The organism is Haloferax sp. Q22, from assembly GCF_001482285.1.
Taxonomy (GTDB): Archaea; Halobacteriota; Halobacteria; order Halobacteriales; family Haloferacaceae; genus Haloferax.
This window is the reverse complement of sequence record NZ_LOEP01000029.1, coordinates 1-24,611: the sequence shown is the minus strand read 5'-3', so window position 1 is coordinate 24,611 and position 24,611 is coordinate 1. Positions and strand designations below refer to the sequence as shown.

General features: G+C 65.8%; 18 protein-coding genes and 1 tRNA gene. 4 read left to right on the top strand and 15 right to left on the bottom strand.

What is annotated here, in order from left to right; translation table 11 throughout:
- Positions 1–25: 25 nt before the first annotated feature.
- Both AM590_RS12435 and malA read right to left on the bottom strand, forming a co-directional pair.
- The gene (locus tag AM590_RS12435; RefSeq protein ID WP_172795803.1) at positions 26–1,324 is read right to left on the bottom strand and encodes an MFS transporter; all 1,299 of its coding nucleotides are present in this window, start codon (positions 1,322–1,324) and stop codon (positions 26–28) included.
- Between the two features lie 562 nt (positions 1,325–1,886).
- Positions 1,887–3,920 (bottom strand): alpha-amylase MalA, encoded by a 2,034-nt coding sequence (gene malA, locus AM590_RS12430; RefSeq protein ID WP_305728227.1) that lies wholly within the window; start codon positions 3,918–3,920, stop codon positions 1,887–1,889.
- Positions 3,921–4,094: 174 nt separating this feature from the next.
- Here malA and AM590_RS12425 point away from each other — a divergent pair, with 174 nt between their 5' ends.
- The gene (locus AM590_RS12425; protein WP_058827753.1) at positions 4,095–8,630 is read left to right on the top strand and encodes a glycoside hydrolase family 15 protein; all 4,536 of its coding nucleotides are present in this window, start codon (positions 4,095–4,097) and stop codon (positions 8,628–8,630) included.
- A 117-nt stretch (positions 8,631–8,747) separates the two neighbouring features.
- Positions 8,748–9,233 carry an SRPBCC family protein gene (locus tag AM590_RS12420; protein WP_058827752.1) on the top strand — a complete coding sequence of 162 codons (486 nt, stop codon included), beginning with the start codon at positions 8,748–8,750 and terminating at the stop codon, positions 9,231–9,233.
- 29 nt (positions 9,234–9,262) lie between these two features.
- On the opposite strand, the gene AM590_RS12415 is transcribed toward AM590_RS12420, so the two are convergent.
- The 8 genes from AM590_RS12415 to AM590_RS12380 all read right to left on the bottom strand — a co-directional run bounded on the left by AM590_RS12415 (position 9,263) and on the right by AM590_RS12380 (position 16,397).
- Positions 9,263–11,362, bottom strand: coding sequence for a response regulator (locus AM590_RS12415; RefSeq protein ID WP_058827751.1), 2,100 nt, complete (start codon positions 11,360–11,362; stop codon positions 9,263–9,265).
- Positions 11,363–11,501: 139 nt separating this feature from the next.
- The gene (locus AM590_RS12410) at positions 11,502–12,383 is read right to left on the bottom strand and encodes a DMT family transporter (RefSeq protein ID WP_058568011.1); all 882 of its coding nucleotides are present in this window, start codon (positions 12,381–12,383) and stop codon (positions 11,502–11,504) included.
- A gap of 178 nt (positions 12,384–12,561) precedes the next feature.
- The gene (locus AM590_RS12405) at positions 12,562–13,314 is read right to left on the bottom strand and encodes a class I SAM-dependent methyltransferase (protein ID WP_058827750.1); all 753 of its coding nucleotides are present in this window, start codon (positions 13,312–13,314) and stop codon (positions 12,562–12,564) included.
- Between the two features lie 119 nt (positions 13,315–13,433).
- Positions 13,434–14,159: a 7-cyano-7-deazaguanine synthase QueC gene (gene queC, locus AM590_RS12400; RefSeq protein WP_058827749.1), complete on the bottom strand. Its 726-nt coding sequence runs from the start codon at positions 14,157–14,159 to the stop codon at positions 13,434–13,436.
- A 69-nt stretch (positions 14,160–14,228) separates the two neighbouring features.
- Positions 14,229–15,002, bottom strand: a complete 774-nt coding sequence (locus AM590_RS12395) for a 7-carboxy-7-deazaguanine synthase QueE (RefSeq protein ID WP_058827748.1) — start codon at positions 15,000–15,002, stop codon at positions 14,229–14,231.
- Positions 15,002–15,478, bottom strand: a complete 477-nt coding sequence (locus AM590_RS12390; RefSeq protein WP_058827747.1) for a 6-pyruvoyl tetrahydropterin synthase family protein — start codon at positions 15,476–15,478, stop codon at positions 15,002–15,004. Before AM590_RS12390 ends, AM590_RS12395 begins: the two co-directional genes overlap by 1 nt.
- A gap of 160 nt (positions 15,479–15,638) precedes the next feature.
- Positions 15,639–16,022: a thioesterase family protein gene (locus AM590_RS12385; protein ID WP_058827746.1), complete on the bottom strand. Its 384-nt coding sequence runs from the start codon at positions 16,020–16,022 to the stop codon at positions 15,639–15,641.
- A 96-nt stretch (positions 16,023–16,118) separates the two neighbouring features.
- A complete protein-coding gene (locus AM590_RS12380) occupies positions 16,119–16,397 on the bottom strand; it encodes a hypothetical protein (RefSeq protein ID WP_058827745.1) in 279 nt (92 codons plus the stop codon).
- Between the two features lie 147 nt (positions 16,398–16,544).
- Between AM590_RS12380 and AM590_RS12375 the strand changes: the two genes are divergently transcribed.
- Entirely contained in the window at positions 16,545–16,910 is a 366-nt protein-coding gene (locus AM590_RS12375) for a 2Fe-2S iron-sulfur cluster-binding protein (RefSeq protein ID WP_058827744.1), read from the top strand.
- Between the two features lie 274 nt (positions 16,911–17,184).
- On the opposite strand, the gene AM590_RS12370 is transcribed toward AM590_RS12375, so the two are convergent.
- From AM590_RS12370 to AM590_RS12360, 3 genes are all read right to left on the bottom strand, one after another.
- Positions 17,185–17,258 (bottom strand) — tRNA-Tyr (locus AM590_RS12370).
- 74 nt (positions 17,259–17,332) lie between these two features.
- Complete coding sequence (locus AM590_RS12365; RefSeq protein WP_058827743.1) at positions 17,333–19,384, bottom strand: DEAD/DEAH box helicase; 2,052 nt, start codon at positions 19,382–19,384, stop codon at positions 17,333–17,335.
- Between the two features lie 90 nt (positions 19,385–19,474).
- Complete coding sequence (locus AM590_RS12360; protein ID WP_058827742.1) at positions 19,475–19,957, bottom strand: hypothetical protein; 483 nt, start codon at positions 19,955–19,957, stop codon at positions 19,475–19,477.
- Between the two features lie 1,446 nt (positions 19,958–21,403).
- Between AM590_RS12360 and AM590_RS12355 the strand changes: the two genes are divergently transcribed.
- Positions 21,404–22,609 (top strand): Cdc6/Cdc18 family protein, encoded by a 1,206-nt coding sequence (locus AM590_RS12355; protein ID WP_058827741.1) that lies wholly within the window; start codon positions 21,404–21,406, stop codon positions 22,607–22,609.
- A gap of 175 nt (positions 22,610–22,784) precedes the next feature.
- Here the strand turns inward: AM590_RS12355 and AM590_RS12350 are convergent, their stop codons facing one another.
- Entirely contained in the window at positions 22,785–23,354 is a 570-nt protein-coding gene (locus AM590_RS12350; RefSeq protein ID WP_058827740.1) for a hypothetical protein, read from the bottom strand.
- A 297-nt stretch (positions 23,355–23,651) separates the two neighbouring features.
- Positions 23,652–24,212, bottom strand: a complete 561-nt coding sequence (locus AM590_RS12345; RefSeq protein WP_004041616.1) for a TATA-box-binding protein — start codon at positions 24,210–24,212, stop codon at positions 23,652–23,654.
- Positions 24,213–24,611: the final 399 nt, after the last annotated feature.

Genomic DNA, 24,611 nt, shown 5'->3' with positions numbered 1-24,611 from the left:
GAAACGTCGCGTCGCGGTCGGCGGCTCAGTCGTCGGCCGGGCCGGACGTGCTCGACGAGCCGAGGAAGCCGTCGATAGTCGCGCGCTTCGCGATGTGCGGGCGGTAGACCCACGCGTTCAGCAGGAGGATGGGAACCATCGTCGCCGCGACGAGCGCGTAGCCGACGTGCAGGTTCGGCAGGAGCACCGACGAGTAGACGAGCGGGTAGGCGATGCCGCCGATGGTACCGACGCCGCCGACGACGCCCGCGACGGCCCCGGAGCTGTTGGGGAACATCGCCGGGACCTGCGCGAAGATGGCGCCTTCCGCGAACGCGCAGGCCATACCGACCATGAAGCCGGCGGCCACCGCGATGAGGACGGCCCCGGAGAGACCGGCGAGCGTCATGGCGAGCATGGCGACGACGATGAACGAGAGCGACACGAACGTCCACTGCTCGCGGTACCGGCCCTTGAACATGGGCAGGATGTCCATCTCCTTGCGCGCCAGCACGTCGCTGACGTAGCCGCCGATGGGCCGGAGTAGGCCGGCCGCGATGGAGAACGTGGCCGCGAACGTGCTCGCGAGCACGAGGTTGTTCGTGTTGAATGCCTCGCGGTAGTAGGTGGCGAGCCAGCCGTTCATCGAGAGTTCGAGGCCGAAGCTCATGACGTAGGCGAGCGCGAGCGCGACGGTCCCGTACCGGGTGGCCGTGTGGACCCACTGCTTGAGCGTCGCGTTGTCGGCGGTCGCCTGCCGACGCTCGTCGGTCGCCGCGGCCTCGCCGAGGACGTAGTAGGCGACCGCGAGCAGAATCGAGACGATGCCGGTGTAGAAGAACGCCGCGCGCCAGTTGCTCTGGAAGAGCGGCCCGCTCCAATCCGCCCCGAACACGCGGGGCAGGATGAGCGCGCCGCCGGCGGCACCGGCGTTCCCGACGCCGGCGTAGATTCCCTCTGCCATGCCGAGGTTCTCCTCTTCGAACCACTCCGAGACGTGCTGGATGCCGATGACGAACGTGATGCCCGCCGTGGCGACGATGAGGCGCTCGATGAAGAACACGGTGTAGCTCTCGGCGAAGGCGCTCGCCATCGAGAACACCCCGACGTAGCCGAGGACGATGGCGAACACCACCGGCGCGCCGAACTTATCGGAGAGCCAGCCGGTGAGGATGCGGCCGAACGGCGCGAGCCAGATGGCCGCGCTCGCCAAGATACCGATTTCGGCCAGCGAGAGCCCGAACTCCTCCGCCATCGGCCCCGTGAAGGGCGCGAACGAGAACCAGATGAGGAAGGAGAAGTTGAACCCGATAGTGGCGAGCAGCAACGTCCGCCACTTGGTCATCTTTACGAGACCCATACGCCGACCCCCGCCACAGTAGCACAATCGTGTACAATTCTGCCATTTTCTTGCATTGGTTTGGACATCATGTAGCGGATAGCACAGAGTTCTCATTGAAAAGCTCTGCCCACAATTCCCCATAAACACTTATCGAATGTTTAGAGAAATAGACCAAATAGGAACAATATTACCAATATTATTCGATAATATACCGAGTTGTACTGTGGACATATGTCCAAAAACACTCTGAGAATATGAATCTGGTGGTGAGTTCTCGGCGACCGTTACAGGTCGCGTCGCCAGATGACGGCCGCCCCGTTGGTGAGTGCGACCGCGAGCGTGTCGGTCGAGGGGGTCGAGTCGTCGAGCTCCTCGACGCCGGGAGCGACTAACGCCGGTTCTCAGCCGTCGGTACGGTCGGCGTGCAGGGTCGGGATGGGGAGTTCGTGCTCATGGTGTATCGGGCTGGTCGGGTCGAACGGCGGCGAAATCAGAGGTGGAGGCGAAATCGAAGGTGGAAGCGAAATCGGAGACCGCGCGAACGTGAAACGGGACGTGCGAGACGTTACGCGAGCGGGCAGACGACCACGTCGTCGACGCGGATGCCGCCCTCGGCGGCGACGGAGTCACCGGAGACGATATCGGTCGCGTCGACCGCGAGGTCGCCAACGTCGACCGTGGTCGCGCCGGGGGCGAAGTTGAGCGCACAGAGGTACGAACCGTCGTCGTGGTCGCGAACGAACGCGACCGCGCTGTCGGAGTCCGTCTCGTAGTCGATGCGGCGGAACGTCCCGTCGTACCGGAGCGCGGGCGTTTCGTCGCGGACCTCGATGAGGCGCTCGTAGTGCTCGCGGATGTCGTCGCGGGCGTGGTCCCACGCGAGGGCGTCGCGCCGGCCGCGCTGGCCGATTTCCTGCCCGCCGTAGACCATCGGCACGCCGGGGAGCGTAAACAGCGCGCCCGCAGCGGCCAGCGCCTCGTCCTCGCCGCACTCGACGATGTAGCGCGTCTCGTCGTGGTTTTCGAGGTAGAGCATGAACGCCGCGTGGTCGGGGAAGCCGACCTGCGTGCGCTGTTCGATGGCGTCGAGGATTCGTTCGGCGGGCTCGTCGCCGCGGCCGACCTGCCGGAGCGTGAAGTACAGCGTCGTGTCGAAGTGCATGTCGAACATGCCCTCGTGGAAGTCGGCGATGTACGGGATGGTCTCGTCCAGCAGCAGGAACTCGGGGTCTTTCGCCTTCACGCGGTCGCGAATCTCCTGCCAGAACGTGTCGGGGACGGCCCACGCCATGTCGCAGCGAAAGCCGTCGACCACCTCGGCCCACATGTCCACCGCATCGAGCAGGTAGCGACGGACTTCGAGGTTCCGGTAGTCGAAGTTAGCGATGTACTCCCAGTCGAAGTAGGTGCCCGGCTCGCCGCTTTCCTGCCACTCGTACCAGTCGTAGTACTCGGAGTCGGGGTTCTTGTAGGCGTCCTCGAAGAACGGGTGGGCGCGGGCGGAGTGATTGAGCACGAGGTCGAAAAGCACCTTCATGCCGTGGTCGTGGGCGGCCTCGACGAACTGCTCGTAGTCCTCGCGGGTGCCGAGGTCCTCCGCGATGTCGTAGAAGTCCACGATGTTGTAGCCGTGGGGCGCGTGGTCGTTCTGGAGGACGGGCGTGAGCCACAGGCAGTCGACGCCGAGCGATTCGAGGTAGTCGAGACGCTTTTCGAGCGCCTCGAAGGTGTTGTCGGCGTCCTCGTCGTCCGAGGCGTAGCCGCGGACGTAAATCTCGTAGAGCGTCACCTCCTGTGCCCACTTCGGCGGGTCGTTTGGCCGGGAGATGGACGCCCCCCGCGCGCCCGAGCCGTCGGCGTGGCCCGTCACGTCGGTCTGTACCGCGTCCGTCTCCGCCTCGGCGAACCCGCCGTCGGCGACGGCCTCGCGCTCGACGGTCACGGTGTCGGGCACGCTGTACGTCTCGTCAAGCGCGACCGCGTGGACGCGGAGCCGGTCGCCGACCGCCGAAAGCGGAACGCGAAGCTCCCAGCCGTCGGTCTCGACGGCCGCGTCGTCGACCTCGTCGCGGTCGTCGACGACGAACTCGACCACGAGGTCGTCGCGGTCGGTGTCGCTGTCGGGGTTCGGTTGCGGGTCGGCGCGGACGACGACGACGCCGTCTTCGACGGTCGCGTCGAGCCTGATTCGAGGACGGCCTCCCTGTCCCCGCTGGGCGTCGCCGGCACCGCTTCCGGAGCCGGACGCGCCGCCACTGAACCCCGCCGGGCGCGCGGAGCCGCTCTGTCCGCTGTAACCGCTCATTCCGCTCATCCCGCTCGCGCCGCTCCTGACGGAGCCGGCGGGCAGGTAGGAGCCGGGGAAGACGCGGACCGTGAGCGTGTGCGTCGCGTCGGGCGTGTCGAGTTCGACGACGTAGCGTCCGGCCGCATCGGGCGTGAACTGCACGATTGCGGTGTCTTCGTCGAATTCGAGGCTACTGGCGACCGGCGCGCTCCGAACCCGCCACGAGTAGTCGGCGTCGGGGTCGGGGTCGCGAGGCGCGAGTTGTACTGACTCGCCGACAGCCATGAACTGCGGCGGTCCTGGGTGTTGCATACTCACAACCAACGTGCCGGGTGACTTTGAGTTTACCCCTGGAGTGACCGACATACCGGTGGGAGACGGGTTCTACCGATTCGCCTCGGCGTCGGTCGAATTCGTCGGTTTGCAGGCATAAATGATGGGAGATGGGCGGCCAATACTTATGGTTCGAGACCCTCGTCTACCTCTATGCGACTTCGGACCGCCTTAAACGAATACAAACGCGACCGGGGCGGACGCTTCCCAGAGGAGTGTCGGACCTCGGACGGCGCGTTCTCCGGTCACGGAGACCGACTCGTCTACGTCGGCCTCGATGGGTCTCTCCGGGACTACTCTGCTTCGCTTTCGGGCCTCTACGGTATCGACCGTTCTCGGTTCGGCATCGAGGCGGACGGTGAGACGCACTGGTTCGACGAGTTGGAGTCCGTGCGACAACACTACTACCGGGAGACGAGCCTCGTCGAGACCGAGTACGACGCCGGGGAGTACACCGTCCACCAGTACGACCTGACGCTCGGTCGCGCTCACGTGACGCACGTCGAGCTTCGCGGCGCGATTCCCACCGACGCCCACCTGACCGCCTTTCTCACCTTCGCCCCCGAGGGCCGAGAGACGCGGGTCGGCCGCCTCATCCACGAGGCCGGCGGGCCGAACGACACCCAGGCGGTCGAGGTGTTCCACCGAAACGAACACGACTACGTCACCGCGTCGACCGGGCTCACCGACGTTCGCGGACAGATTCCCGAACGCTTCGACGAGATTCTCTCCGACGACAGCTTCGACTTCCCCCGGGAGGCCGTCCTCGACCGCTACGAGGACACCCACCTCTCGGGCGACGTAGTCGTCAGCGCCCCGCTCGAACAGGAGGGCCGCGCCGCGCGGACCACCCTCGTCACCCAGCTTTCGGACCACAACGAGATGGCGCGGACCGACGCCCTCGCCGACCTCCGACACTGTTCGGTCCAGCACGCGACCGCCGACGCGCTCCGGGAGGCCGCCCGCGAACAGGCCGAGGTGTTCGTCCCCGACGGGACGCCGCGCGAGCGAATCGTCCGCGCCGACCTCCGGGCGCTGTCGCTTCTGACCGCGCCCAGCGGCGCGCGCATCGCCGGCCCCGAGTTCGACCCGTTCTACGCCCACTCCGGCGGCTACGGCTACACCTGGTTCCGCGACGACGCCGAGGTCACGCAGGCGCTCGCACACGCCGACGGCGCCTTCGGCCTCGACCTCGGCGACCGCCTCGCCACGAGCGCCGAGTTCTACTGCAAGACGCAGCTCGCAGACGGCACGTGGCCCCACCGCGTCTGGGCCGTCGATGGGACCGTCGCCCCCGGCTGGGCCCACGGCCGCGTCGAAGGCTCCGGCGACGAGGAGTATCAGGCCGACCAGACGGCGAGCGTCGTCGCCGCGCTCGCGTCGCTCCTCACCGAGCGCCGCGACGACCTCGACGACGAACTCGTCGGTCGCATCCGCTCAACCATCGCCGCCGGCGTCTCGGGGCTCGACAGCAGTCTCGAAGACGACGGCCTTCCGAAGCCCTGTCAGAACGCGTGGGAGAACATGAGCGGTCGATTCACGCACACGGCCGCGACGTTCCTCCAAGCGTACGCTACGGTCGCCACCGCGCCCGTGAACGACGACCTCCGGGAGCACGCCGCCGAGCAGGCGACCGCGGTGTACGAGGGACTCGACGAACTGTGGTCCGAAGAGCGTGAAGTCTACGCCCTCCGCATCGACAGAAGCGGCGACCTCGACGACCGCCTCGATTCGGCCACGTTCGCCCTCGTCGACGCCGTCGACGCCTACGCCGACATCGAGGAGATCGATTCGAAGACCGGCAACCGGCTCGTCAAGCACATGGCCGCGACGCTGAAGGGGCTCTACCGGAACCCCCGCGGCGACGTGGCTGGGTTGGTCCGGTTCGAGGACGACTACTGGCGCGCCGACGGACAGGACGGCGAGAAGGTCTGGTCCGTCTCGACCGCGTGGGGCGCGAACGCCGCCGCGAAGTTCGGCGTCCTCTGTGACCGCATCGGCAAGGACGGCCGCCGGTTCGTCGAGCGCGCGACGAACCTCTACGAACTGCTCCAACCCGACGGCCCCCTCACGACAGAGGCGGGCTACCTCGCCGAGCAGGTGTTCGACGACGGGCGCTTCGACAGCGCGACGCCGCTCGGATGGCCCCACGCCATTCGGATGGAGACGACGGCCATCCTCGCCGACATCGACGCGCTCCCCGCGCCGAAGCCCGCACCGACCGGCCCGGAGAACCGACCGCGGTGGACGACCGGCGAGAAGTACGGCATCGGAACCGTTGCCGACCACTACACCGAGGACCCCTCGCGCGTCTGGTTCACCCTGACCGAGGGCGCGCTGACCGAGGTCCGCTTCCCGCGGGTCGACCTGATGAACCTCCGGACGCTCGACTTCCTCGTCGTCGACGCCGACCCCGACGACGAGTACACGGCGCGCACCCACAACGAGACACGGCGGGACGACCACGCCGACACGGTCGAACGCCGGGCCGAAATCGTCGAGGACGACGCGCTCGTCTTCCGCCACGTCGTCACCGAGACGGGCGACGGCCGCGGCCACGAGTGGGAACTCACCGTCGAGTACATCATCGACCCCGAACACGACGCGATGCTCGCGGACGTGCAGTTCGAGTCCATCGACGGCGACGAGTACGAACTGTACACCATCGCCGACACGGCGCTCGCGAACACCGGGACGAAAGACCGCGGTATCCGCCTCGGCCAACTCGGGAGCTACCACCTCGTCGCCCGCGACGCGGGCGCGTTCGACGCCGGCGAGGGCCACGAGCCACTCCTCATCGACCAGGACGGCAGGGAGTACAGCGTCGCCATCGCGCTCGCCGCCGCCGGCCGGTTCGAGTGGGCCACCGTCGGCGTCGCGGGCTCGCGGTATCTCGCGGACTTCTTCTCAAAGGGCGAGCTCCCGAGCGCCCAAGAGCGCATCGACGACGAGAACGTCGTGCTTGTCGGACGCATCGGCACGGGCGACAAACTCGCGGAAACGCTGGCGCTCGGCTTCGCCGAACACGCCGACACCGCCGCCGCGCTGGGCGAGGCGGCCGGCGCGCTCACCCACGGCTACGAGACGGCTCGGGCGGCCTACACCGATTCGTGGGCCGACTTCCTTGCCGACAAGGAGCTCCCCGGCTCGGTCGCCGACGACGGCGAACTCGCCGCGCAGTACAAGACCGCGCTCATGAGCCTGCGGGCGGTCGAAGACAAGACCTACCTCGGCGCGGGGCTCGCCTCGCCGTCGGTGCCGTGGGGCGAGGCCGTCCCCGCCGAGGAGGCGAAGGGGTACGGCTACAACTTCGTCTGGTCGCGTGACCTCTATCAGGTCTTCACCGTCTTCGAGGCCGTCGGCGACGTCGAGACGGCCATCGACGCGCTGGAGTACATCTACACCTACCAGCAGGACGACCGCGGCTTCATCCCGCAGAACACCTACCTCAACGGGCGGACCCGCTGGGGCGGCGAGCAGATGGACAACATCTCGTTCCCGCAGGTGATGGCGTACATGCTCAAAGAACGCGGCGTCACCTTCGACGACGTGGCCTACGACTACGAGAACGTCAAGTACTCCGCGGACTACGTCGCGCGGAACGGGCCGCCGACCGCACAGGAGCGCTGGGAGGAGGAAGCCGGTTACTCGCCGTCGTCCATCGCGGCCGAAATCGCCGGACTCGGCTGTGCGGCGTCAATCGCGCTCGACGAGGGCCACACCGAAGACGCGCTCGTCTGGCTGGCGCTGGCCGACGACTGGACCGAGCGCGTCGACGACTGGACCGCGACCCGAACCGGCACCGACCGCAACACGCACACGCCGTACTACGTCCGCATCACCCGCGACGGCGAGCCCGACGCCGGCCACCTGCGGACGCTCGCGAACAACGGGCCGACGCTCGACGAGCGCGAGATAATCGACGCCGGGTTCCTCGAACTCACCCGCCTCGGCATCAAGCCCGCCGACGACGAGATAATCCGGAACTCCGTGAAGGAAGTCGACGAGACCATCCGCGTCGACACGCCCCACGGACCGGCGTTCTACCGGTACAACGGCGACGGCTACGGCGAGCGCGAGCGCGACGAAGAGGGCGCGCCGTGGTCTGTCGACGCCAAGGGGAAGGGCCGACTCTGGCCCATCTTCACCGGCGAGCGCGGCGAGTACGAACTGCTCGCGGGAACCGAAGAGGGCGACCTCGCGCCGGACAACCTGCTGCGGACGATGGCCGCCTTCGCCAACTCCGGCCGCATGCTCGCAGAGCAGGTCTGGGACCGCGAACACGCGACCGACTTCAACTGGGAGTTCGGCGAGGGCACCGGCAGCGCGACGCCGCTGGCGTGGTCGATGGCCCAGTTCATTCGCCTCGCCCACGGCGTCGAGGCCGGCGAACCCGTCGAGACGCCCGCGTTCCTCCGCGAGCGATACGTCGAGTCCGAGCGCCCGAGCGGGCCGTCGCTCCGCGTGAGCACGCGCTTCAAAGGCGACAAACTCGTCGTCTCCGGGCAGACAGACGCCGCCGTCGTCGCGGTCAAGACGCCCGGCGAGACCCGACTCGTCGAGCCCGACGACGAGGCGTTCGAGGTCGAAGTCGCCATCGAGTACGGCGAGAACCAGGTGACCGTCGCCGCGGCGACCCACGAGGACCTGACGAAAGCCGGCACGACCGTCTCGCGCTTCACGCTCTGAGGCGGCGCGAGGCGACCGGCCGCCGACCTCGACTCGCGGTCGGCGATTGATTTCTTCGTCCCTTCGTTCGAACCATCCGCCAGCATCGCTTTTCCGTCTCCGGCCTAACGGTCGGGTATGCCGGTCTACCAGCGTCGAACCCGAATCGCCGCCCCGCTCGAGCGCGTCTGGGAGTTCCACTCCGAGGTGTCCGGACTGGAGGCGCTCACCCCGGTGTGGATGCACCTCGAAATCGAGTCGGTCCGCGGCCCCGACGACGAAGAAGACCCCGACGAACTCGTCGCCGGAGCGGAAATCGAGATGTCGATGCGACCGTTCGGCGTCGGCCCGCGCCAGCGGTGGACCTCACGCATCCTCGACCGCGAGTCGGGCGAAGGGACGGCGTGGTTCCGAGACGACATGGTCGGCGGCCCCTTCTCGCGGTGGGTCCACACCCACCGCTTCGTCGCCGACGGTGACGAGACGATTCTCGAAGACCGCGTGGAGTACGAGTTGCCGTTCGGCCCGCTCGGCGACCTCGCGGGCGTCTTCGGCGGTGTCGGCGTCGAGGGGATGTTCCGCGCGCGCCACGCCGAGACGAAGCGACTGTTGGAAGAACAGTAGAACAGCAGTCGGATCAGAGCGCCGACGGTTCAGTCATCGCTGAGCGAGAACCGCGGTTCGACCTCGGAGCGGACGCCGCCAATGTCGAACTCGAACCGCGCGCCGCCGAGGTCGGGTTCGGGCGTGGTGGCCACGATGTCCCACCCGTGCGCCTCGACGATGCTCTCGACGATAGAGAGCCCGAAGCCCGTGCCGGACTCGGACGTGGAGTGGCCGTGTTCGAAGACGGTGTCGCGCTCGTCGGCCGGGATGCCGGGACCGTCGTCGGCGACGTAGAAGCCGGTCTCGGTGGGACCGACGCGAACGGTCAGTTCGTCGCCCGCGCTCGTCGTGGACGACCCGGACGACGCGGTGTCGCCGGCGGGCGCGTCCACAGCTTTTCTCGACGCGCCGTCTGCGGAGGCGTCGTCGCCGCCGTCGCGGCAGGGACCACCGTGTTCCACGGCGTTCCGAAACAGGTTCTCGAACGCCTGCTGGAGCCGGCCTTGGTCGGCCTGCGTGGACCCGAGGCCGTCCTCGACGACGAGGACCGCGTCGTCGCCGGTATCGACCGCCTTCCACGCCCGCTCGGCGACGTTCTCGATGGCGACCGAGTGCGTCTCGCCGACCTTTCGGCCCTGTCTGGCCAGTTTGAGCACGTCGTTGAGGAGCGTGTCCATCCGGGTGACGCCGTCGAGCGCGCGGTCAAGGTAGGTCACATCCTCTTCCTCGCGAGCGAGTTCGACGAACCCCTTGGCGACGTTGAGGGGGTTCCTGAGGTCGTGGGAGACGACCGACGCGAACTCCTCGAGACGGTCGTTCTGCCGCTGGAGTTCGCGCTCGCGTCGCTGGCGGGCCAGCGTGTGCGTGACGTTGTTCGCGACCGAGCGCAGGAGGTCGACTTCGGTGTCGGTCCACGAGCGACTCGTCTCGACCACGTCGAAGACGACGAAGCCGACGAGCGCCCACTTCGAGACCATCGGGACGGCGACGAACCCACCGGTCTCAGCGTCGGTGAGTACGTGCTTCGTGTCCGACGCCTCGGGCGGGAGGTCCGAGACTCGGTGGAGGCGGACGTTTTCGAAGCGATGGAGTCGTTCGACCAGCCAGCGAGCGTCTTCGAGGGCGACGCGCGCGGGATGCTCGCGCGGGTCGCCGCCGCGCCAGTCGTGCATCCGCGCGGCGACGTTCGTCTCGTCGTCGTAGAGGTAGACCGAACAGCGGTCGAGGTCGGCCACCTCACCGACGGACTGGAGCGTCCACTCGATTTTCGTGCCGATTTCGTCGGTCTCGGCGCTCATCAACGACGTGGACGTGTCCAACACGGCGTCTTTCAGGCGCGTCTCGTAGCGCAGACGGTTCCGGCGGCGGCGGCGCTCGGTCACGTCCTGTAGCGTTCCGATGACGGCGGGTTCGTCGTCCTCGGTGGGACGGAGCGCGAGATGACCCTCGCACAGGAGGTCGTCGTCGTGCGGATACGCGGGACCGGGCGAAAGCACCGTCTCGAATCGTTCCGTGTCGGGGGCGTCAGGGGCGACGACTCGCTCGAAGGCGGCGCGAATCTCGTCGTCGGATTCGGCGGCGAGGTCGGCGAACTCACGGCCGATAATTGCTTCCCGGTCGTAGCCGGTGAGCTCGCAGAAGACGCCGTCGGCGGAGGTAAAGCGACCGGACGAATCGAGCGAGTAGACGCCGCTGTCGAGCACCTCGATGGCGGTGCCGTACCGCTCGGAGGCCGCCTTCGCGCGGTACTGCGAGACGGCGTTGACGACGCGGTTGGCGAGGACCGTGTACTGGTCCGTGCCAGTGTCTTTCTGCATGTAGTCGGTCGCGCCGACGCGGAAGGCGTCGCGGGCGACCTCCTCGGAGCCTTTGCCGGTAAAGAGGATGAAAGGGAGGTCGGGGTGTTCGGAACGGACCGCGCGGAGGAACTCCAGTCCGTCGATATCGGGCATGTCGTAGTCCGACACGACGCAATCGACCTGTTCCTGCCGGAGTCGTTCGAGGGCGTCGGCCCCCGAGTTCGACGTCGAGACCGAGAGGTCGACGTCGCCGGCCTCGCGTTCGAGGTAAATCGACACGAGGTCCGTCAGACTGGGTTCGTCGTCGACGTGGAGGACACGTACGTCTGCCCCCGACCCGTCGTCCATACGGAGTAGCGACCGCTCACCGTAATGAGCGTTGTGACGCGGTTATCAGCTCCGATAACGAACTCGGGGACAGGAGACGAACAGCCGCGTCTGCGGGCGATCATTCGAAGGCAGTGCCGTCCTCTCGAGGCGGGAGAGGTCAGGACGCGCTGACGTAGATACCGCCGAGGACGACCGCTCCGCCGAGGACGGTCGGGAGCGTGGGAATCTCACCGAGGAGAAAGAGCGCGAGAATCGTACTGCCGACGGGCTCACCGAGAAGAGAGACGGAGACGACGCTCGATTCGAGGTGGGCGAGCGCCCAGTTGATGACGGTGTGGCCGAAAACGCCCGGTCCGACGGCCATCCCGAGAAACAGAAGCCACTCGCGGGGCGGATAGCCGGTAAGCGGGTCGCCGCGGCCGACCGCGACGACGAGGAGCGCGGCGGCACAGACCGAGTAGACGACGACCACGTAGGGGACGAGCGAGACCCTGCTCCGAACGCTCCGGCCCGTGAGGACGTATGCGGCCGCCGTCACGGCCCCGACGACCGCCAGTCCGTTTCCGAGAAGCGGGCGCGGCGCGCCGCTGGCGGTGAGGAAGTCGGAGACGGACATGAGCACCATTCCCGCGAGGGCGACGCCGATGCCGATTGCGGTGCGGCGACTCACGCGCTCGTCGAGGACGGCCCACGCGCCGACGGCGACGAACAGCGGTTGAGACTGCACGAGCGTGACGCTCGCGGCGACCGTCGTGTGGTTGAGGCTCTCGAACCACGACGCGAAGTGGGCCGCGAGCGCGACGCCCGCACCACCGGCCGCGAGGAGGTCCCGACCCGAGATGGTCGCCAGCGCGTCGCGGTGGCGGACGAGCGCGACCGGCGCGAGGAGGGCCACGGTGAACAGGACGCGGTAGAAGGCCTTCACGAGGCTCGGCGCGGCGCTCCAGCGGACGAGGATGGCGCTCGTGCTGACCGCGAGGACGGCGATGCCGAGGCCCGCGAGCGGCGAGATTGGGGCGTCGGAGTCGGGCGTTGACACACCCCCACGTCGCGGGGGGTCCGCTTACCGTTTGTGGGTCTCGGTGAGTCGCAGCCGGCCGGCGGGAAACAGGGACGGGAACGGGTCGGGAAGCGGGGACGGGAACGGGGCGGGAAGCGGGGACAGGAACGGGTCGGGAAGTGGGGACGGGAACGGGGACGGGTTTTCCCCGACAGCGCTACCCCTTCCGGGCTCGAATCAGCGCCTTCGGGTTGGCGAACGAGACGACCTCGTCGCCGTCGAACACCACGTCGAACAGCGCTTTCGCCTCGTCGGGCGCCTCGCGGAAGCGGCGTTCGAGTTCGGCCCGGTCGTCGGGCGAGACGTTCGTCCGCTCGGTCCACGGGTCGAACTCGAGGCGTATCGCTGCGGTCTCGACCGCTTCGACCGACAGGCCCGCGGCCTCGAACCACTCGCGCCACCGCGAAACCGGGTGGAGTTCGACGTGGGTCGGGTCGCGGAGCACCTCGACGCCGTTGAGGAACTCGGCGAGAGTCGCGTCCTCGGGCGCGACGTTGTCCTCGAAGGCGAAGACGCCGCCGGGTTCGAGGACGCGGGCGACCTCGGCGACGAACGACTCGGGATCGGGGAAGTGGTGCGCGGCGATGCGGCAGGCGGCCGCGTCGAAGGAGTCGGCAGCGAAGGGAAGGCGCTCCGCGTCGGCGACGACGCCCGCGACGGGGTACTCGCGGACTGCGGTGGCGACCATCTCGGGGGCGGCGTCGGCCGCGATGACCGAGGAGACGCCGGTATCGGCTATCGCGCCCGCGGTGTGGCCGGCACCGGTCGCCACGTCGAGCGCGCGGGTTGCGCCGCGACACCACGACGCGAGCGTCTCGCGGTCCTCGCCGAGGCGGTGGACCTCGCTGTCGAAGTACGACTCGGCGGCGCTCCCGAACTGGGCGGCGGTTCGACGTTTCTCGTCGCTCATGGCGCGGGATTCGCGCAGGCCGGTGAAAAAGGGACGCGAGGAGACAGGTCGGGACGCGGGCGAAATTTCCTCGTTTCGTCGGCGCGCGGGGTGCGCGGCGGTCAGTGTGCGGGACGACGCTACGCCGCGTCAGCGTCCACGTAGTCCGGGCGCTCGGCGTACGGAATCGGGTCGCGCTCGCCGAGGTTCTGGAACGCCTGCAGGCGGAACGCACAGGAGTCGCAGGTGCCGCAGGCGGGTTCCTCGGCGCGGTAGCAGGACCACGTGTGTTCGAAGGGGACGCCGAGTTCGAGGCCGTGGCGGGCGATATCGGTCTTCGAGTCGTGGACGAACGGCACTTCCAGCGAGATGGTCGTGTCGGGTTTCGTGCCGACATCGACCATGGTCTCGAAGGCGTCGAAGAACTCGGGTCGGCAGTCGGGATAGCCCGAGTAGTCCTCGGAGTGCGCGCCGACGAAGACGGCGTCGCAGTCGTTCGCCTCGGCGTACGAGACGGCCATCGACAGGAGGTTAGCGTTGCGGAAGGGGACGTACGAGGTCGGAATCTCGTCGGCGTCCATGTCGGCGTCGGCGACGGCCATCGAGTCGTCCGTGAGCGACGACGCGCCGATCTGCTTCAGGTGGCTCGTCTCGATGTGAAGGAAGTCGCGGGCGTCGAGTTCGTCGGCGAGCGCGCGGGCGCAGTCGTACTCTTTCGACTCGGTCTTCTGACCGTAGGAGGTGTGGAGCGCGTAGAGTTCGTAGCCGCGTTGCTTGGCCTCGTAGGCGGTCGTCGCGCTGTCCATGCCGCCGGAGAGGAGGACGACGGCGCGCTTTTCATCGGTCGAATCGGGTTCGTCAGTCATGTGCGTTGGTGAAAGGGCGTGAGTTGGTTCGAAGCGGTTGCTCGACGATGCGAATCGGATCGCGCCGCGTCACGTCTCGGGCGCGTCGTTCCAGAGGTCGACGTGAAGTCGCGGCGTGTAGCGGTAACCGAACGTCGCAGCGAGGTCGGCGACCTCGGTCCGGGTGCGGGCGAGTTCGTCGCGGGTCTGTCCCTCGGGCATGAGCAGCACATCGCTGTCGCGCACCTCGCGGTCGGCGACGCCGCGCACGTCGGCGACGAGCGACTCGATTTCGCCGAGGTCGTCGCGGCCGGTGACGACGAACTTCAGTTGGAACTCCGCCGCGTGTTCGACCAACGAGGCGAGCGCGTCGAGGTCGACGCGGGCGTTTTCGTGTCGCTCGGTCCAGACGCCGGGGTCAACGTCGGCCGGGGCGTTCTCGGGCGTCGGCGTCGACGACGCGAGTTTCGGGCTGATGCTCGCGAGGTCGACCGGCGCGTCGGTTTCGAGCGTCCCGTTCGTCTCGACAGTCAGGTGGTAGTCGTCGGCGAGCGCCGACAGGAGCGCGTCGGTCTCGTCGTGGACGAGGGGTTCGCCGCCGGTGACGACCACGTGTTCGGGGGACAGCGACTCGACCTCGGCGACGATTTCGTCGAGGCTCATCCATGCGTGAGTCGGCTCCCACGAGGTGTGAAACGAGTCGCAGAACCAACAGCGGAGGTTACAGCCGCTGGTGCGGACGAACGTGCTCGGGACGCCGGCGAGTTTTCCCTCGCCCTGGAGCGACGCGAACAGTTCGTTTATCGGAAGGCGGTCGCCCGCAGAATCGGTGTCCTCGCGGGCGACGGTGTCGGAGACGGGCATCAGAAGCCGGCGCAGAGTTCTGACGTCTCGCTGACCGAGACGGAGACTTCGGAGACGGTATCGGGGAGCGCCGCGAGCAGTTTCTCCTCGAGGACGACGGCCATCACCTCGGCCGTCGGCGGCGCGTCGAGAACGACCGCTCCGTCGGCGTCGCCGGAGCGCTCGAACGCCTCGACCAGCGGGTCGCCCGACTCGACGAGGAAGCGGTGGTCCCACTCGTCGATGACGTCGGTGACGACGCCCTTGTCGACGACCCAGCCCTCGTCGGTGAGGTCGCCGACGACGCGGACCGAAATCTCATAGTTGTGCCCGTGCGGGCGGCTACACTTGCCGTCGTGGTGGAGGAGGCGGTGTCCGGCGCTGATGCGAATCGGCCGGTCGCGACCGATGTGGAGGGCGCGCTCGCCTGCTCGGGACAGCGGGGTCTCGTCGTCGGCTTCCGCCGACCGTGCGTGTTTTAGTGTTCCCCGAGGCATACCCGGATATTATCACGAGAGTATATAATTCTCCTGTCTCGGCCCAGTCGGGCGAATGTCGAGTCCTGTCGGTCGCGGTCTATTCGGGGAGACAGACAGGATGCGGCCGCGCGGTCGGGCGCGGTGGGTGCGGTCGGGTGCGGTCAGTCGCCGTCAGGCGCTACGGCTGGTCGGCGATTGCCTCGCGCCACTGGTCGGGGACGCGGGTCGGGCGGCCCTCGTCGTCCATGGCGACCTGGACCGTCTCGCCGGTGGCGACGACTTCGCCCTCGTAGGAGAGCGTGTAGTAGATGGGGAAGCTCTTTCCGCCGGGCTCGCCGGCCTCGACTTCCACCTCGACGGTGCCGACGCTTTCGATGGGCGCGCGGTAGTCGAGTTCGAGGTGCGCGACGACGATGTGGGGGGCAGAAAGCGGTGTGTCCATTACCTCCTCGAAGAAGCGGACGCGGGCCTGCTCGCAGTAGGTCGCGTAGACGGCGTTGTTCACGTGTCCGAACGAGTCGTGGTCGCGGAACCGGACTTCCACCTCGGCAACGAAGCTCATTGCGGTGCGCGACACGGGCGAGGAGTATAGCACCGACGGTTTGTCTCTGGTGGGACCGGTGGACGAGAGGACGGCGAGTGAACGAACTGGGACGGCTCAGTTCGCCGTCCGAACGGACTGGTCCGTGACAGTAGACTGCCGGCCGTGGAGTGCGACAGCCTTCCAGACGTTCGAACGCGAACCAGCGCGGACCATCTCGACGGGGACGCGAGCGCCCTCGGAGAGGGACGCCAGCGTGTCGCGGATGCGCTCTGATTCATAGGCCACAAGGTGGCGCGTTTCGTTCGTCTCGTGCAGTTCGACCGTCATCGTCTCGTGGTCGTTCATCTCGACGCGGACGTTCACCAACACCGGCGCGGACGCGAAGGTCACCATCACACTCACCTACGAATTCGCCCGGCATAAGCCGTTATAATACTGATATCTTCGGGTATGGACTCTACATAGACGACGAGAGAGCCACGACCGAGAGGGTGACCAGCAGGGGTACAGCCATGTCGAGTCGGGCCTAACGGCCGACCGATGGGCGACCCCGAGTCTCGACCCGGGCGCGACCCGGCCGGCCCGACCGTCACGGTCCGCGTCCGCGATACCGACGGCAAGCGCGTCACCGAGCTCAGCGTCGAACGTGGGACCGTCCTCCGCGACGCGCTTCTTGAGGCCGGCATCTCGCCGTACGCGCGTCTCACGAAGCGTACGAACTGCGGCGGCCGAGGCCTCTGTGCGACGTGCGGTGTCCGGATTCGTGCTGGCGAGCCGACGGCCGACCACTGGCACGACGACCTCGCGGCGCGGTTCGGCTACCCGCGACTCTCGTGTCAGATTCACGTCGACGAGCCGATGACCGTCGAACTGGTCGAGAAGACGGTGTGGGGCGGGCGGGAGTAGAGGGTGTTGTGGGCGAGACTAAGGGAGTGAACTGACCAGTACGAGAGAAGACAGTCCGCTCTCCCCGATTTGAACTCACTCGCAACGCTTCGCGTTGCTCGCTGCTCAAATCGGGTTGAGGAGTCCTTCACATTCAACACCGCTCGCTGCGCTCGCGGGTGTTGAAGTTCAGTCCGCTCTCCCCGATTTGAACCCAGTCAGACGACGCGTTCACTTCGTTCACGCGCTGCGACTGACCTGCTCAAACCGGCTCGACCGGATTTTGCAAGCAAAATCCGCTCTCCCCGATTTGAACGGGGGACAAGCCGATCTACAGTCGGCTGCTCTGCCAGGCTGAGCTAAGAGCGGTCAAGAGAATCTCAGTCTACGGTTAGACTTAAGAATTCTCATTCCGGGCGGCCAAGCGCCCGACGACGGCGCGATTACTCGTCGGACATCATCGACTCGGAACCGTCCGCAGACGCCGACTCCTCCCCGTCTGAGTCGGGGTCACCGTCACTCGCATCGGTGTCGAGGTCGTCAGAACTCGTCTCGCGGACGCGAATCCCCTTTCCGGCGAGGTGTTGCATCTGGCGCTGGGCGAAGTCCTCCTCGCTGGTCCCGCGGGTGGCGAGCACGTAGACGAGCGCGCTCCCCGTCGGACGCATGGTTCGACCGGCGCGCTGGGAGCCCTGCCGGCGAGAGCCGCCGAGCCCGGAGGCGACGATTGCGAGCCCTGCGTTCGGGAGGTCGATTCCCTCGTCGCCGATGCGGGAGATGACGAGCGTGTCGAGGTCGCCGTCGCGGAACGCCTTGAAATACGCTTCACGGCGGTGGTGACGGGTCTCGCCGCTGACGAACGGCACGTCGAGCGCCTCGGAAATCGCCTCGCCCTGGTCGAGATAATCGACGAAGACGAGCGCCTTCGAGTCGGCGTGGCGGGCGCGGAGCCGACGAATCTCGAATATCTTCCCGGGGTTCATCGCGGCGAGCATGTGCCGCTCGCGGCCGTCGCTGGACGCCCACTCGTTTCTGTCCATGTCGTCGCCCCAGCCCACGTAGCGAATCTCGACTTCCGGCTCCTGAACGTAGCCGGCGTCGAAGAGCTTCCCCCAGTCGGTGCCGATAGGCGGGCCGATGAGCGTGAAAATCTCGGCTTCCTTGTCGTCCTCGCGGATGGGCGTCGCCGACAGCCCGAGTCGGTGTTTAGACTGGAGGTCGGCGCTCCGCTGGAAGACGCGACTCGGGATGTGGTGGGCCTCGTCGTAGATGATGAGCCCCCAGCGACGCGAGTCGAAAAGCGAGCGGTGGCGGTCCATCCCAGCGGTCTGGTAGGTGGCTATGGTAACGGGTCGAATCTCCTTCGCGCCGCCGTGGTACTCGCCGATTTGGTCGGCATCGAGGTCGGTCGTCGAGAGGAGTTCCTCGCGCCACTGGCGGGCGAGTTCGCGACTCGGGACGAGAATAAGCGTCTCGCCGCCGACCGCGGCGAGCGCGCCGATACCGGCGATGGTCTTCCCCGCCCCGGGTGGGCCGACGAGAACACCGGCGCGCTGGTCGACGAAGCGGTCGACCCAGTCTCGCTGGTAGTCGCGGAGGTCGACGCCGAGCGTGACGTCGAGTTCCTCGCCCTCCTCGAGGTCGCGGTCGTCCTCGACGGGATAGCCTGCGTCGTAGAGGATGCGCTTTATCGCCGCGATTTCCTCGTCTCTGACCCACGCCTCCGTGTCCGAGATGGGCGCGTAGACGTGGTCGTCGTCGAGTTTCTGGAGCGCGACGTTGCCCATGAGGCTCTCGGTGGCCGCTTCGAGGACGGTGTAGCCCTCCTCGTGGGAGTAGAGGCGGAACTGGTGGGCGCGCTTCCATTGGTCTTCGACCCACACTTCGAGGTGCGGCGACCGCTCGGGGAGGACCGACCGAAGCATCGAGAGGAGCGAGTCGACGTCGTCGAAGGGCGCTTGCCACACGTCTTCCTGCCGAATACGATAGAGGTAGCCGCGGCCGCGACCCTCGCGGTCGCCGGTGGTATCGGCGAGGTGCGCGAACTGGGAGAGTCGCGCCCGCGTGTACTGAGTCGGGTTGTCGACGACGATTTCGCGACGCTTCGGGAAGAGGACGACCCGCTCGCGCGAGGCGAGTTCGCCCCACTCCGTCGGGTACCAGACGGTCGGGTCCGTCTCGACGTTCACCCGCTGGACCCGACCGGTGTCGGCGAGAGCGTCGAGTCCGTCCATCGCGTCCGCCTGCGAGACGCCGAGACGCCGCGCGACCTGTTGGGCGGTCACGACGGGTCGGCCCTCGGATTCGAGCGCTTCGTAGAACGACGCGAGCGAGACGCCGTCGTCGCCGTCGTCGCCTTCGCTCGCCCCCTCGGTGGTGGTTGGCGACGCGTCGGTCGCGTCTGCCAGTCGGTCGAGCACGTCTGCGGAGGCGTCGGCCTCGTTGGTCTCGGCGTCTCCGTCGGGAGGACTCGGGTCCTCGTCCTCGGCAGTCATCGAAGGCGGGTACGGCCGCGACGGGGAAACGGCTTGCGACACCGAGAGCGACTCGAACTATCGAGAACGAGGCGGTTTCGCCTATCAGGACTATCGGGACGTACTCGACTGCGCCGGAGCCATCCGGTCGAACACGGATCTGAAGTCGTCGCTGACGGTGAGGAACTCCGGGAACTCCTCGAGCGTCCGGACGCCGTCGAGGTAGACGTAGTCGACCGGTTCGGGCGGAATCTCCTCAAACACCTGAACTGGACCGCGTTCGGTGAGGCCGACGAACGGACGTCCCTCGGGGTCGGTCTGTGGAGTCAGTTCGTGTTCGAGGTACAGTTTCGCCATCGCGAGCGCGCTCGCGAGCGGGACCTGTCCCGGGGTCAACTGCCACGTGACCCCGCGGTCTTCGTAGTGGACGGTGGTCACGTAACCGTCGTCGAACCGGAAGCAGTCGACTCGCTCTCCCGAACGAGACCACCGGGTCTCCGTCGAACGGGAGCGTTCGAGGGACCACTCTCGGTCGTCCCCGCGGCCCGACACGGCTTCGCTGAGGCGCACCCACACGCGACTGAGCGCACGCATACGATATCGGTTCGTTCCCCTGGGTAATTGCATTGACGCCACGCTAACGACACTGTCCGTCGCGGGAGAACGTTCCGAGCGTGGGCGAACCGGGGTGCACGTGAGTCGCATGCACACCACGTTTCCGGTGAACGAGAGGGCAAAAGTCGAGTCGTAGATATCGACAAAAGTCGATGCCGACAGTCGGTCGGCACCGGTCAGTTACCGACCCGTTCCCGTGGGAAGTACCACACCTCGCTTCCGGTGAATCGCAACTCCGCGTGAAACGGTCAGAGACACCACGTTTCCGGTGAATTGGTCGAAATATACGGGGATGAAGACCGGCCTCGACGGCGAGGCTACCTCGAACCGCGAGAGTTGAGATCGCCGGTCGAGACCGACGGCAGAAGGTCGCATCGGCTGAACGTCGCATCGGCTGAACGTCGCATCGGCTGAACATCGCATCGGCTGAACGTCGCATCGGTGATCTCGCTTCGAAGTCAGCCGATTCCCGAGTCAGCCGCTGCCAACCGACCGAGCGGAGAACGTAGCAGCGCTGACAGACACCACGTTTCCGGTGAAATGCGACACGGTGGGGGGAGACAGTAATCACGTCGGAATCGGTGTCGGTCCGCTGGCGAGCCACGGGAACAGAGTCACGCGCACACCACGTTTCCGATGAACTGGCCCGAGCGTCTCTTGGTGGGAGGCGCGCCGAACAGTGGCCGTTGACGCCCGTCCCTTCTCCGTAGTTTTCGGCCTGGTCTGAATCGGTCCATTTATTACTAACACACCACGTTTCCGGTGAAATACGACGATAGAGGCGCGCTACTATCTATATCGACACAGGTCTCTGGACTGGTGTGAGACACCTCGTTTCCGGTGAGCGACTGGCCTGTGTCAACTACTGACGGTCAACTGGTCACTTTCTCCGAGTCAGTGGCACGGGAGCTCACGTATAACAATAGTTAAATAGTTTATTTGTGTTACCGACCATTGATACACTCGCAAACAAGATAATACTCGACACTCGAGTATCAGTCGACTCGAACGATACGTCTCAAGGCGCGTGTTTTCGGTGTTCTGGTCGTCTCTATCGATGCTTGCGAGTCTCTGAGAACCTGTGCTACCGGTCGTGTCGCCGGTTACCGCGGACGACGTTGATTGAACTCTGTTACGATGACAACGAGTACATTCAGCGTGGTCAGCACCGGTAATACCGGACTCTCGGGTTTTGTCTCCGTTTTTATCTTCGTTTTCGTCTTCGTTACTGGACGAGAGACGATCCGAGATTCCTCGACCCTCGCTGGGTTAGATAGACTCCCTCACACCGTGTTTCCGGTGAATCAATACCTCCGTTTCGTGTGGACGGGAAACCGAGGTTCGTGGTCGTTCACCGGAAACGTGGTGTGTGTGTGCTGGGTCGAATGGTAAGTCCTTTCACCGGAAACGTGGTGTGTTGCGAACATGCCTAACGCCAGCGACGACCTCTTCACCCGGGAGGACCCCATCTTCGCCAACAAGGAATTGTTGGAGATAAACCACCTTCCCGGGGAGGGTCGCATCGTCGGTCGTGACGACGAGATCTCGGATCTCGCGACCGCGGTGAACCCCGCCATCTTCGGGCAGAGCCCGAGCAACGTCCTTATCTACGGGAAGACGGGGACGGGGAAATCGCTCTGTGCGAAGTACGTCTCCCAGCGACTCGTCGAGACAGCCGAAGAAGAGGGAGTGAAAGCGACGTTCGCCTACGTTGATTGCGCGCAGGACACGACCGAGACGCAGGCCGTCCAGACTATCGCCGACAGCGTCAACGACACCGCGATTACCGGAATCAAAGTCCCCGACAAGGGGCTCTCGACGTCGACGTACTACAAACGACTGTGGCGCATCCTCGATTCGCTGTACGACGTTGTCCTCATCATCCTCGACGAAATCGACAAACTGAGCGACGACGACATCCTCATGCAGCTCTCGCGGGCGGGGGAGGCCGGCAAGATCGCCGGCTGTAAGCTCGGCGTCATCGGAATCAGCAACAAGATTCAGTACAAAGACCGGATGGACGAACGGGTGAAATCCAGCCTCTGCGAGCGTGAATTCGTCTTCCCGCCGTACGATGCGAACCAACTTCGCGACATCATGGACGCACGCAGCGACGCGTTCCGCGACGGCGTGTTGGACCCGTCGACGATTCCACGGGCCGCGGCGCTCGCCGCTCGCGAGCACGGGGACGCACGGAAAGCTATCGACATCCTGCGGTACGCGGGTGAGATCGCCCAGTCTATGGGCGCGAGCACGGTCAGAGAGAACTTCGTCACGCAGGCGCGACAGCGCGCGGAGACCGACCGCTTCCGCGAGTTGATTCGCGGGTCGACGCCGCACTCTCGATACGTGTTACAAGCGCTTGCTATCCTCTCGCTTTCGAACCAACAGCAGGACGGCTTCCGGACGAGTCGCGTCTACGAGGTTTACGAGAACATCTGTCGGCAGCAGGGTTCTGATAGCCTCTCGCTTCGGCGGGTCCGCGACCTGCTGAAAGAACACGCCTTTCTCGATATCATCGAACAGTCGAAACACAGCGGCGGAAGTGCGGAAGGAAGCTACACCAAGCACCAACTGCTCGAAGATCCGGACGTAGTGAAAGACGTCCTCATCGAGAACGCCGACACCTGACGGGGAATCAGGGTGCCGACCGAAAGCACGTAAGGGCCGAATCGTCTAGTGGGGGACGCTGCACCGCTGCAAGTACGTCTCTGTCGAGCGACCTCTTATATTTTATTGCAATTGGATGTGATTGGAATTATCACGTGTGACCGAGTCGGTCACGCTACCGGTTGTCGAGGGCGAGTCACAATTCGAGTTGCTCGAGCGGGATCGATGTCGAACAGACGGATTCGTACAGGCTCTCGACCCACGAGACGACCTCCGGGGCGTCACCGTCGACGAGGGCCGTCAAGTTACCGTGTTTGTCGTAGGCGGAGACGACCCCGTGGCCATCGACCAGTAAGAGGCCGAAGTCGAGGTTCTCGTCGGTGACTCGGAGTTCGAACTGGTCGAGGACCTGCGCGCGCTCGAACGACTCGGGGTAGACGTCCATCGACCGTTCGAGGACGTCGCGGTCGACGACGAGTTCCATCCGCGTGTCTGGGGCCAATACGTCTTTGGCCGACTCGTTGAACACCCGACTCACGATGGGCGTGACGCCGCGGAAACGGTCGACCGGCTCGTTTCCGACGATGGACAGGTATCTGTTGAGCGGTGCGTGAGGGTCGTTGTCGGCAGCGGTGGTGATGTTCATCTGGCTGAGGACGTCAGGGGGTGCGCCCTCACAGATTTCCGCGGCGTTCGCCAGGAACTCGCTCATCCGGTCGGCGCACTCGACCGTACTGATGAACTCCGCGTACTGGTCGTGGACCATCACACCACCCGCGGTGAGATGATAGACTCCCTCGGTCTTTTTGACCCACCCGCGGTCACAGAACCCTGCGAGTGTCCGCTGTGCCGTCTCCCTCGCACAGTCACAGATGTCTGCGAGGTCAGTTGGTCGGCGCGGCTCGACTGCCAGCGCTTGGAGAATAGCCTCCCTGCTTTGCGACCCGACGAGGAACGCAACGTCCTCCCGCGCACTCATGTGCCATCCGTTGGACTGTTCCGTATTTTACACTTTCGGGTGTTCAGGTCCGTATACGGCGAAAAATCGATAGTTCGGGAGCGTCTATCCGAGCAGTCCGAGCGCGTCGATGCGCTCGACGATCTCTTCGACTGCGGTTTCCGCGTCGTCGGTCCGCTTTCCGCCGGTAATGACGATTTTCCCGGAACCGAAAAGCAGGATGACGACCTTCGGCTCGTCCATCCGATAGACGAGACCGGGGAACTGCTCGGGCTCGTACTCGACGTCTTCGAGGCCGAGACCGATAGCCAGCGCGTTCAGGTTCAGGTTGTGTCCGAGGTCCGCGCTGGAGACGATGTTCTGGACGGTTATCTCTGGCTCGTCATCGACGGGAATCTTCAGCTCGCGGAGCTTGTCGAAGATGATTCCGAGTGCGTCGTGCACGTCGTCGATACTCTTTGCGCCCGTGCACACGATCTTCCCCGAACGGAAGATGAGCGCAGCGGCTTTCGGGTCCTGGGTGCGATAGACGAGGCCCGGGAAGTTGTCCGGGTTGAAATCTGCACCGGGGAGGTCGTCGGCGAGGGCTTCGAGGTCGAGCTCCTGACCGATCCCGGTCGATGCGACTACGTTCTGAATCTCGATGGAGTCTGCCGGCCCACTCATTGCTCGCACGTGAATCGTACCTCCGGCCTTATAAAGCGACCCGTTATAAACCGACTTCAACGGGTCGATTCTATCGACACCTCGCACGCACGCGAAACTAATACATTGATTTCTCGCTCAGTCGAATTGATGTCACAATTGACCGCGCGTGAAGTTATGGCACGCCTCGTGTCTATTTTTCTCACAGAGCCACTAAATCAACGGGGTTAAATGTATCCCCGGCATTCGGATTAATGCGAAGAAGCGCACGGGGGCACTCCCCCCGAAGGCTTCCACCGAACGCCCCCGACCCCAAGGTCGTCAGGCGCCCACCGGGATGACACACCTTCCCGGGGGTCGCCACGATACGACGGCCTTAAGTGGTCCAAGGCATTTCGGATGAATGCGAACGACACACCG